Source organism: Flavobacterium sp. UBA4854 (genome assembly GCF_002399805.1).
Classification (GTDB): domain Bacteria; phylum Bacteroidota; class Bacteroidia; order Flavobacteriales; family Flavobacteriaceae; genus Flavobacterium; species Flavobacterium ginsengisoli.
The window spans coordinates 3,806-14,637 of record NZ_DHEI01000023.1 but is presented as its reverse complement, the minus strand read 5'-3'; the positions used below and the strand labels follow the sequence as shown (position 1 = coordinate 14,637).

The following is a 10,832-nucleotide window of genomic DNA, read 5'->3' as shown; positions in this document are numbered from 1 at the left end:
AATAATTGCGTAGTTACACCAACTGCTGCAGAAGCATCTAAAATTTTTGATTCAATTTCTGGCAAGAATCCGTTTTGGTACACTTGCGTGAAAGTTCCAGAACCATTTGGCAATCTATTAAATGCATATGATTTTCCGCTTCTGTACGATATTCCACCAAAAGAATACAAAGAAGTTGTTTCCGTTAAAGGATATTTTGCATTGTAATATGCTTGTCCCGAAGCCAATTCTGACTGGCCAACACTCATATTATAATCACTTCTCTGCTGTCCTCTGTAGGCCAATTCATTATTAGTTACATCAAAATTTAAAGCAGTCTGCATCTGCGCAATTGTTGAAGCTGATGCAATAGCACTTTGTTGAGCTGTTGTAAAATAACCTACTTGCGGTGCATATTGTTTTAAAGAAGACAAAATCTGAGCTGAATTTGTAGTCGTATTAATGTTGCTAAATAGCGAATTAATCTCAACTCCATCTTGCGCTGCTCTGTTTTCTACTGCATTGTAAGCATTAAAAATAGCATTGCTTCTAATTCCTGCTCTGCTCGTTGCTTGTCTTGTCACAGCAGTTCCTGTAACATTCAAGAAACTTCCAGGTTTACCTAATGAAGTTCCGTAGTTTAAATCGATTTGAGCAGTTTGTCCGTCTGCTCCTCCTTCAAAATTATTTGATCCTGAAGATAGATTCGCTCCATATTGAATTCCTCCTGTCAAGTAATTAGCATTCTTTTTCAATACAATATTAATAACTCCTGCAATCGCATCAGAACCATATTGTGCGGCAGCTCCATCTCTTAAAACTTCTATTCTTTCTATGGCAAAAGACGGAATGGCATTTAGGTCTGTTCCAACAGATCCTCTTCCTGGCGATCCGTTTATGTTTACTAGAGCGCTTGTGTGTCTTCTTTTTCCGTTTACTAAAATCAAAACCTGATCTGGACCTAATCCTCTTAATTGTGCAGGATCAACGTGATCTGTTGCATCTGCTGTAGAAGTTGGATTACTTGTAAAGGATGGTGCAACATAATTTAAAATCTGAGTTACGCTTGTTTGCGGCGCTCCTTTTGTTATTTCTGATACGTTAAAAACATCTACCGGAACTGGCACATCTGTTTTTACTCTGTTTTTACTTCTTGATCCAATAATAGTAACTTCAGACAGTTCGTTGTTTTTTAAACTGTCTTGCTCTTTTTTATTGTCTTGAGCATAAAGTCCTGAAAAAGTCACAAGACCTAAAACGATTAGTACATTTTTCTTCATTTCTTTTTTTACTGATTAATTATTGTTTTTGGCTTAAAAAAAATCTTACAGGTTTATTTTTGGCATAAAAAAAACCTCTGCGGTTCGGCAGAGGTTCTATTTATATTTTATTGAAAAATAACTACAATAGCGTCTCTGCGGATAACTCCGGCATCTTACAAGACATCATATTGCAAACTGTAAATTTCATTTGTTTCTTTTATTTTAACGAGGCAAAGTTGCAAACTATTTTTTAATCGACCAAACAAAAAACAAAATATTTTCTATTACCCTATCAAAATAGTATGTTATTGTTAAATTTCTGCTAGAAAAAATAAAAAAAGTTGAACTTTAATTTGCAAATCAAAATGGTTTCATACCTTTGCACCCGAAACAGAGGAAAAATTTGAACTGATTGCAACCTCTTCATAATGAAATGATTTCGTTATGAATGCTGAAAGATTCATTTCAGTAGTAAAAAATGCTAAAGCAGGAACTCTCCTTTAGCCCTTTTTAGCAATTACTTTCCCTGCTTAAATTTTTAAAAACTAATATTTTATTATTACATTATTATGGCTTATTTATTTACGTCAGAATCTGTTAGTGAAGGGCATCCAGACAAAGTTGCAGATCAAATTTCGGATGCATTAATCGACAACTTTTTGGCATTTGATGCTGATTCTAAAGTAGCATGTGAAACTTTAGTTACTACAGGTCAGGTTATTTTAGCAGGTGAAGTAAAGTCAAATACTTATCTTGATGTTCAGCAAATCGCTCGCGAAGTAATCCGTAAAATTGGATATACTAAAAGTGAATATATGTTTGAAGCGAATTCTTGTGGAATTCTTTCAGCTATTCATGAGCAATCTGCAGATATTAACCAAGGTGTTGACAGAGCTAAGCCAGAAGAACAAGGTGCTGGTGACCAAGGAATGATGTTTGGTTACGCTACAAACGAAACTGAAAACTACATGCCATTGGCATTAGATTTATCTCATAAATTATTACAAGAATTAGCTATTTTAAGACGTGAGAACAAAGAAATCACGTATTTACGTCCAGATGCTAAATCTCAGGTAACTTTAGAATACAGTGACGATAACAAACCAACTCGTATTGATGCGATTGTTATCTCAACTCAGCATGATGATTTTGATGAAGAAGCTGCAATGCTTGCTAAAATCAAAAAAGACATTATCGAAATCTTGATTCCAAGAATTATCGCTAAAAACCCAGAGCACGCTCACTTATTTAACGATAAAATCAACTACCATATTAACCCAACAGGAAAATTCGTTATTGGAGGACCTCACGGAGATACTGGTTTAACAGGAAGAAAAATTATCGTGGATACTTACGGTGGAAAAGGTGCTCACGGTGGTGGTGCATTCTCTGGAAAAGATCCAAGTAAAGTAGATAGAAGTGCTGCTTATGCAACTCGTCATATCGCTAAAAACTTAGTTGCTGCTGGTGTTGCTGACGAAATCTTAGTTCAGGTTTCTTACGCAATTGGAGTTGCTGAGCCAATGGGAATCTTCATTGAAACTTACGGAACTTCTAAAGTAAACTTAACTAACGGTGAAATCGCTAAAAAAGTAGAAGCTATCTTTGATATGCGTCCTTACTTTATCGAACAACGTTTAAAATTAAGAAACCCAATCTACAGCGAAACTGCTGCTTACGGACACATGGGACGTAAACCAGAAACGGTTACTAAAACTTTCTCTGCTCCTGGAGGAAACGAAAAAACAGTTACTGTCGAGTTGTTTACATGGGAAAAACTTGATTTTGTTGACCAAGTAAAAAGTGCATTTGGATTGTAATTCAATCTAAATTTTAAATACTAAAAAAGGCTTTCTAAAATTTTAGAAAGCCTTTTTTATTTTTAGCTCTTAAAAAATAAAACCCGACAAAGTTTAACTTGTCGGGTCTATTATTTATTTATTTATTAAACTTAGTATGTTCCATTACTCATCTTAGTTAGAACTTCTTTCATTTGATTTGCAGTTTCTTCATCAACATCACTAGCAATATATTTTACTGCTAAAACTTGTGTTGCAATTGCTTTGTCTTTTTGTCCATCTTTGTAATACAATTGAGCTAAAGTATCTAAATAATATGGATTGTTTTTACTTAAAACCAAACTATATTCTGACCATTTAATGGCATCCTTTAAGAAGTTTGCATTCTGAGGTTTTAAAACTACTGTCCAAGCTGCGTTATTACAAATATCTGAGTGGTAAAGTTTAAACGAACTCCATCCATCATAAGAATAACTTGAGCTAGAATCTAAACCTGAAAAAATAGCGTCTAATTTTTCTATTGGACTTACTCCGGCCAAAGTTGAATCAAAATAAGTATTAAACTCTCTTAAGTAAGTTGTATTTGAACCATCTTTTTCTTCAATCTGACCTAAATAGTAAAAGTAATTTCTATAAACATCAAAATTACCTTTTCCAGATGCAATAATTCTTTTATAAAGCGAATTGATTTTTTCTTTATTTATTTCTCCAGAAACACCATCTTGAGAAAGATAAAGGTTTTGCTGTAAGGCATCTGAAATTTCAGAAACTACGTTTCCAACACTGTGAATTTCTCCTTGTTTATTATTAAAATCTGTACGATTACTTTCAATATCTTCTGAGTGATTTAGCAAATAATCGATTGCTAAGAAATCTGTATCGTTTAGAATTCTATCTGTACCCAAAAGCTGTTTTGTAAATCCTTGGTTTTTGATTTCTTTAATAATCGTTTCTACCAAATACATATTTGCAACTTTATCTTTTTGATGTGCTTCGATCAATTTTTTCCATGTTTGAGCTACTTCTTTTTGATCTAAAGCCGTTTTTGTAATTACAAATTCAGTAGAATTAGGATCGTTTACTGAATAATCTGAATCATAATCATAAGACGTTTCTAATAAGGATGCCTTATTAAAAGCTGCGATTAAATCTGAGTCTGAAGCTTTTTTGTTCTTTAAAACTTTATCTATAGAAAGGAAAGCATTTGCTTTTTGAAGTTTTCTATAAAAATCGCCATAATAGCTAAACTGATATTGCTGTGCTGTTAAATCTGATTTTGCAACGGCAAGTACATCACCGTTTCCGTTTAAAACCAATACGCTTGGATCATTCGTAATTTTATTATTTTTTAGCCATTTTTTATCATCGGCTCCAGCCAAATAATAATTGTAAGTATCATACAGTGCATTATACGAATCGTACATATTATATCCTGTCTGAGTTTCCTGTTCTTTTACAAAAGCATTAAAACCTTCCTTAGCCGATTTATTCTTGCTATCAACCACAACTACCAAAAATTTGTTACTAGCTGTTTTTGTCGATTCTAGAGCCTTTTTTAGATTGTCTTCTATTTTTAGTTTAAAATCGTATTTGGTGTAAGAAGCAGGAGGATCAAGAGAATAATCTGCTGCAGATACCGCAGTAGAATCAACGGGCGAGACTATTATATATGCTATCGACCGCAGCTCCTCCATAAGAATTGTAATCGGGATCTTTACCGGGATAAGTCCAATTTGTAAGAGATTGAGTTTCTATCGGAACCACTGTCGGCGCTTTAGCTGGCTTATCATCTTTTTCGTTCACAAATACCAAAGGATCCGCTCCTAATTCGATCTGAGATTCTCAATTCTTTTGTATTCTTATTAAAAGATGCAACAAGATTTAAATCAGGTATTATCGTGCCGTAATCAATTTTAACCTCCGAAACATCTTTTGGCAATGCATATTTACTGATTTCGAATTTCCCCATATAATCTTCGTAAACAAGATATAAGAACTCCGCTTTATCTATCTCGAACTCCAAATCTGTTTTTATATAATCAGGATCTACTTTCGTTTTTATGTCTGAAAGTCTTTGGTATTGAATTGCTTCTGAACCTTTTTGAGTACCAATATAGAATGAATAATACGACGGATTTAAGAATTCAATCTTAATCTTTTTGGCTTTTTTATCATTTTTAAATGTAAGGTCAAATCTGTTTTTTTCATTATTTTTTTGCGAAAGAAACAACGAATCCCCTTTTATTTCATAATCTCCCGAATAAAAAACGAGTTCGTATTTATTATCATCTAATAAATTTAGCTTAATCTTTCCTCCTTTATTTGTAGATAAATAAGTTCCTTTTTCTAATCCATTTGTTTGGGCAAAAGAGATAGAAATTCCAGCAAACAGGAGTGATAAGCTCCATATAAAATTGCGCATAACTACGTATTTTGTTGTTAATAATATTGCGCAAAGATATCTGATTCTCCTTTAAACAAATCACAAAAAATCATAATTTTTGCAATTAAAATACTACAAATTATACTTCATCGAAAATATGATATAACGTGGCTGTACAGTGTATTGAGAAACTCTTGTAGAGAACTGTGAGAAGCTGTCGTCGTTAAGATATTTTGTATTTAATAAATTGGTTGCCGAGACTTTATATTCCCATTTGCTGTTTTTCTTTTGATAAATTAAACTGGCACTTAAGAAATCATACTCGTTATTGACTGTTTTATCTCCATTATAATAGTGATAGAATTCATATTCTGAAACAAAAGAGAAACTATCTAAAAAATAGTAATCTAACTTTGCAAAAGGCTTATCGGTATAAAAAGTGGAACCGCTATATTTATTAATTAAAAGATTATATCCAAATTCGATATTTGGAAGGTTTTTATAATTCGTAGAAGCTTTTACAGTATAGCTCTGAACAAAACTTTCTGTTGTTCTCAAGTCATCATTTTGAATGTTATTGAATTTAGACCAGTTCAAACTTGCATTAACAGAAGCTTTGTAGTTTTTTAAAAATGAGCGCCCATAAGCTCCCATTCCTGAGAAAGTTTCATCTGCCAAATTAGAATTGTATGGAACAGAAGATTGATTGATTCCGTCAAAATCTGCTTTTGTTTTAATCGCATCTACCTTTTTTGTATAAGTCGCATTGGCAAAAATGTTCTCAAAATTAAACATGTTATATTTAAAATAACGAAGCGTATGTACTTGCGAAGTTGCATTTTCTAAAAAACGATTTCCATGAAATAAACTACTGTAGTCAGACAAAACATATCCTGCTGCCAATTGGTTAATATCTGTAAAATCATTCGTTAAAGAGAAATTATAAGTAAGTGTTTCAGATTTTTTGATTTGGTACAATGCAAAGAAATCTGGCAGTATTTTGCTAAAACTTTGAGAATAATCTGTTCCCTCTTGTCCGTTTGTCATTTGATACGTATGCAGGCTTACTCCTGGCGTCAATGTAAATTTTCCAGTTAGAATTTTATAATGGAAGCCTACAAACGCATCATTAAACCTATAATCTACATCGTTATTATTTTCAGGATTATTTAAATCATTTCTGCCTCCATTATCTAACATTTGAAAAATATGAGAATTGAAATTCTGATAAGAATAGGTATTTCCTAAAGTAACATTGAAATTACTTTTGGGCGTTACCATGTAATAGTAATCCAGTTTAGCATCCAGCTTATTCGTTTTTACAAAACGATCCTGATTGTAATCATTTCTAGATTGTGTAACATCATATCCCGACAAAGCAAAAGGAAGTGTTTGCAGGTTAGCATTATAAAACGGATTCTCATCTTGATACAAATGCTGCATTTCAAAAGCAAAAATATTTTTAGCGCTTTGCGTGTAATACAAATTCAAATTCTGATTAATTGAAGTCGGATCTTGTTTTTTAGTGGTAAAAATATCTTCCGAAGTTGCTACATTCTGTACAATTTGCTCTCTAAACAAATCTGAATATTCTTCTTGTTTAGTAAGTTTGGTCAAAATATCATAATCAAACTGAAATTTGTCGTTTGGCTTATAGATTGAGCTTAATTTAAAAAGTCCCAAATTATTTTTTTGACTTGTATTTTCGTTATTTTTCTGCTGATCTCCAGAATCTAAAATTGTGGTTTGCGATTTGGTTTCCAATTCTGTTTTTGAAGTTGATAGAATTCCAAAACCGCTTATATTCCAAGCTTTATTAATCGAATAAGCAAAGTTTGTTGCTCCGAATTTAGTTTCAATTTCTTTTGCACGATTATTTCGAAGCAATGAAATTCCCAAATCATTTGAAGAAACATTAAAACTGCTTCCTCCTTTTTTCATCAAGTTTTTAAACCCGCCCGTAAACTTAAAATAATCTTGTGCCGTAAGAGGCAACTCACCAATATTATTAAAATTGGTAATTAAATTAATGCTGTATTTCGGGCTGTAATAAAACAGTTTCGGATTAATGATATATCGGCTATCCAATTCTGCAACACCAATTCCTGCGGTAACGTCTCCAAACCAAAAATTCTTTTTCCCTTCTTTCAGTTTAATATTCATTGCCACATTATCCTGATCGTTTTCAAGTCCTTTTAATTGACTAACTTCATTATAATTTCTTAAAACCTGAACTTTATCAATAGCATCAGCAGGAATATTTTTTACGCCTAATTTTGTATCTCCGTCAAAAAAGTCTTTTCCTTCCACCATCAATTTGCTGACTTTTTTTCCTTCTACTTCTATTTCTCCGTCAGCATTTACCTCAACTCCTGGCAGTTTTTTTAGAACATCTTCAAGCTTTTTTTCTGTTCCAGATTTAAAAGAATCAGCATTATAAACAATCGTATCTCCTTTTATAGAAACGGGCATTTCTCGGACAATTTCTACTCCTTCCAACTCTATTCCTTCTCCATCCAAAACAATATTCTGAGTCATATTTTCAGACTTAGTCGATACTGCCATTTCTTTAGATTTCATTCCCAAATAACTCACTTTAATAGTATAAGCAGTATTTGGCTTTAAAGTGAGCTGAAACTTTCCTTTGTCGTTCGTAATTCCATACGAATCCATCGCTTTGGTTCCGTTATTAATAGCCATAATATTAGCCATTTCTAACGGATTTTTCTGTTCATCTTGAATAAGACCATCAAAACGAACACTTTGTGCAAAAGAAAAAGAAGTAATTAAAAAGGCGACGAAAAAATATAGCTTGTTCATTAAAAAAGGATGCTTAGAATAAATAATAAAGGCTTTGAGTTATCTTCCCGGAGGAGGAGGAGGTCCACCAGCGCGACCGCGGTTCATCTCTCTAAATTCTTCCATTTTTTTAATTACTGTTTCATCATATTCTTTTTGAGAAATTACTTTTCCTTTTTTAGAAGGTTTTATATCCACTTTCTCTTTAGCATTCAAAACAATTTTCGAGCATAAAATTGTAGTTGTTCCATCATTAATTTCTAAAATTAAACCAGGAAGCCCCCAATAATTTTCTGGCCCTTGATTAATCGGAATTTCTGGTGTATACCAAGCCGTTACCACAATTTCTTTTGGCATTTCAAAGTTGTCTGCAAAGTTGGTTTTAGTATCTCCTGACGTCTTTTTAGCTTCATCCTTTTTATCATCGTTATTCTTAGGTCTAAAGTTTCTAAAATCGGTTTTGCTTGCTTGTTTTACTGCTGTCGCTTTATAACAATTATATCCTCCAATTTGTTTGGTTTCTTGTTCTAATTTCCAGTTTAATTTTGGCAATGAATCGACAACAAGAAATTCTTTGCCCATAAATTCTTTATCTACGGTATACGTTTTTGTTTTTACGTCTTTATAAAAAGTTCCTCCTCCTCCCGTAAGAGAACCAAACATCATTCTAAAACCTCCTTGCTGTTGGCCAGGCGCTTCTAGTTTTTCTTCTTCTTTATAAATTGATGCTGCTTTATCGAAATTTAATATGAATGTTTTTTCTAGCATTTTTTTCATGCGCTCCTCCATGTTTTTCTGCATCTCTGGCGTGATGTCTCTATTTCCGCGCATTCCTTCAAATTTTGGCGCTTGAGTTTTCGATTCGTAAACAGCCATTCCTTGAAAATCTTTTTGCGCTTGAATTTGTGTTGAAACAAGCATCAAAGTCATATAAAAAATTATCTTTTTCATTTCGTTTTTCTTTAAGTGAGCAAATTCAATAAAACTTACATTCAAATGTATTATTAATTTTAAAATTCAAAAAACTAAATATATTAATCGCATGATGGTATAGATAGAATCGTCTATTTTTTAGACTATTAGTATAAAAAAAGGTTTAAGCCTTAAAATTGATGTTTTAATGCGAGTTTTTTGTAATTTGGTAATCTTGTAAATCAATTTTCTAATCTGTAAAACCGTGCAAAAAATTTTATTCTCCATACTTCTTTTCTGCACTTTTCATGCGCTTTCGGCTCAGGATTTGAAAATAAATCCGACCTTAATTTCGCAGTACAAAAATACTTCAGATGAATTTTTAGGATATGATTCATTTGGGTATTCGTATCAAATAACAAACAATGTTTTTAGTAAAATTAAAGGAAAAGAAATTTTCGAATACAAGAATGTATCTTTGGGAAAAATCACAAAAGTTGATCTACAAAATCCGTTAAAAATCGTTTTGTTTTATGAAGATTTTAATAGCGTTGTCTTATTAGATAATCAATTAAATAAAATGACTGAAATTAACTTTTCGCAGAATACAACCCCAATTGTAGTAAGCGCAATCGGAATGTCAACACAAAATCAACTATGGATTTACAACACTTTAAATCAGCAGATTGGTCTATTTGATTATTTGAAAAATGAATATAAAACGGTTTCAATTCCGTTGACTGAACCAATTCAATATTATCAAACCGATTTTAATGCTTTTTATTGGATTGATAAGAAAAACAATTGGTTCTCTTGTGATATTTTCGGAAAAATCAGTTCGTTAGGAAAAATAACCGATTTTGATAAAATTACCATTGTTAATTCTTCGCAATATCTTTTCAGTAAGGATAATTTATTGTACTTTAAAGGGTTTAACAAAGTAAATTCAGATGTAATTTCTGAGATTAAAATTTTAGAAAAAAGCTTTGACAATTTTTATTACAAAGACCAAATTTTATCTATTTTTACAGCTACAGATATATCAAATTATAAAATCGTAACACCGTAATGCACATAGCAATAGCAGGAAACATAGGCGCAGGAAAAACTACATTGACCAAATTATTGGCGAAACATTTCAAATGGGAACCTCATTATGAAGATGTAGTTGATAATCCGTACCTAGATGATTTCTACCATCAAATGGAGCGTTGGTCATTTAATCTTCAGATTTATTTCCTTAATAGCCGTTTTCGTCAAGTGCAGCAAATTCGCGAAAGCGGAAAAAAAATCATTCAGGATAGAACGATCTATGAAGATGCGCATATTTTCGCACCCAATTTATATGCAATGGGATTAATGACAAGCCGTGATTTTGAAAATTATACGTCTTTATTCGAATTAATGGAATCTTTGGTTAAAGCCCCAGATTTATTGATTTATTTAAGAAGTTCTATTCCTAATTTAGTAGGACAAATTCACAAACGCGGACGCGAATATGAAAACTCTATTTCTATCGATTATTTAAGCCGTTTGAACGAAAGATACGAAGCTTGGATTCAGACTTATAGTAAAGGAAAATTACTAATCATTGACGTTGACAACATTAATTTTGTCGACAATCCTGAGGATTTAGGAGATATCATTAATAAAATTGATGCTGAATTGAACGGATTGTTCTAAAAACAAATTGTTACA

8 protein-coding genes are annotated in these 10,832 nt (G+C 32.2%); 3 read left to right on the top strand and 5 right to left on the bottom strand.

Annotated features, from left to right (window positions below):
* Positions 1–1,259 (bottom strand): TonB-dependent receptor plug domain-containing protein (locus B3J44_RS02585; protein WP_286965571.1); only part of this gene is annotated, 1,259 nt, incomplete at its 3' end.
* 551 nt (positions 1,260–1,810) lie between these two features.
* Between B3J44_RS02585 and metK the strand changes: the two genes are divergently transcribed.
* A complete protein-coding gene (gene metK, locus B3J44_RS02580) occupies positions 1,811–3,061 on the top strand; it encodes a methionine adenosyltransferase (protein WP_286965570.1) in 1,251 nt (416 codons plus the stop codon).
* A 131-nt stretch (positions 3,062–3,192) separates the two neighbouring features.
* Here the strand turns inward: metK and B3J44_RS02575 are convergent, their stop codons facing one another.
* The 4 genes from B3J44_RS02575 to B3J44_RS02560 form a co-directional block, all read right to left on the bottom strand.
* Positions 3,193–4,734: a hypothetical protein gene (locus B3J44_RS02575; protein WP_286965569.1), complete on the bottom strand. Its 1,542-nt coding sequence runs from the start codon at positions 4,732–4,734 to the stop codon at positions 3,193–3,195.
* A gap of 92 nt (positions 4,735–4,826) precedes the next feature.
* Entirely contained in the window at positions 4,827–5,462 is a 636-nt protein-coding gene (locus tag B3J44_RS02570) for a hypothetical protein (protein WP_286965567.1), read from the bottom strand.
* A gap of 93 nt (positions 5,463–5,555) precedes the next feature.
* The gene (locus tag B3J44_RS02565; RefSeq protein WP_286965566.1) at positions 5,556–8,243 is read right to left on the bottom strand and encodes a carboxypeptidase-like regulatory domain-containing protein; all 2,688 of its coding nucleotides are present in this window, start codon (positions 8,241–8,243) and stop codon (positions 5,556–5,558) included.
* A gap of 39 nt (positions 8,244–8,282) precedes the next feature.
* Positions 8,283–9,173 (bottom strand): GLPGLI family protein, encoded by an 891-nt coding sequence (locus B3J44_RS02560; protein WP_286965564.1) that lies wholly within the window; start codon positions 9,171–9,173, stop codon positions 8,283–8,285.
* Between the two features lie 226 nt (positions 9,174–9,399).
* Here B3J44_RS02560 and B3J44_RS02555 point away from each other — a divergent pair, with 226 nt between their 5' ends.
* Both B3J44_RS02555 and B3J44_RS02550 read left to right on the top strand, forming a co-directional pair.
* Entirely contained in the window at positions 9,400–10,203 is an 804-nt protein-coding gene (locus tag B3J44_RS02555) for a hypothetical protein (protein WP_286965562.1), read from the top strand.
* Positions 10,203–10,817 (top strand): deoxynucleoside kinase, encoded by a 615-nt coding sequence (locus tag B3J44_RS02550; RefSeq protein WP_111367772.1) that lies wholly within the window; start codon positions 10,203–10,205, stop codon positions 10,815–10,817. Before B3J44_RS02555 ends, B3J44_RS02550 begins: the two co-directional genes overlap by 1 nt.
* Positions 10,818–10,832: the final 15 nt, after the last annotated feature.

Excerpts from the sequence above, each read along its gene's own strand:
- metK (WP_286965570.1), top strand. The coding sequence starts at position 1,811 with ATGGCTTATTTATTTACGTCAGAATCTGTTAGTGAAGGGCATCCAGAC.
- B3J44_RS02575 (WP_286965569.1), bottom strand. The coding sequence starts at position 4,734 with ATGGAGGAGCTGCGGTCGATAGCATATATAATAGTCTCGCCCGTTGAT.
- B3J44_RS02570 (WP_286965567.1), bottom strand. The coding sequence starts at position 5,462 with ATGCGCAATTTTATATGGAGCTTATCACTCCTGTTTGCTGGAATTTCT.
- B3J44_RS02565 (WP_286965566.1), bottom strand. The coding sequence starts at position 8,243 with ATGAACAAGCTATATTTTTTCGTCGCCTTTTTAATTACTTCTTTTTCT.
- B3J44_RS02560 (WP_286965564.1), bottom strand. The coding sequence starts at position 9,173 with ATGAAAAAGATAATTTTTTATATGACTTTGATGCTTGTTTCAACACAA.
- B3J44_RS02550 (WP_111367772.1), top strand. The coding sequence starts at position 10,203 with ATGCACATAGCAATAGCAGGAAACATAGGCGCAGGAAAAACTACATTG.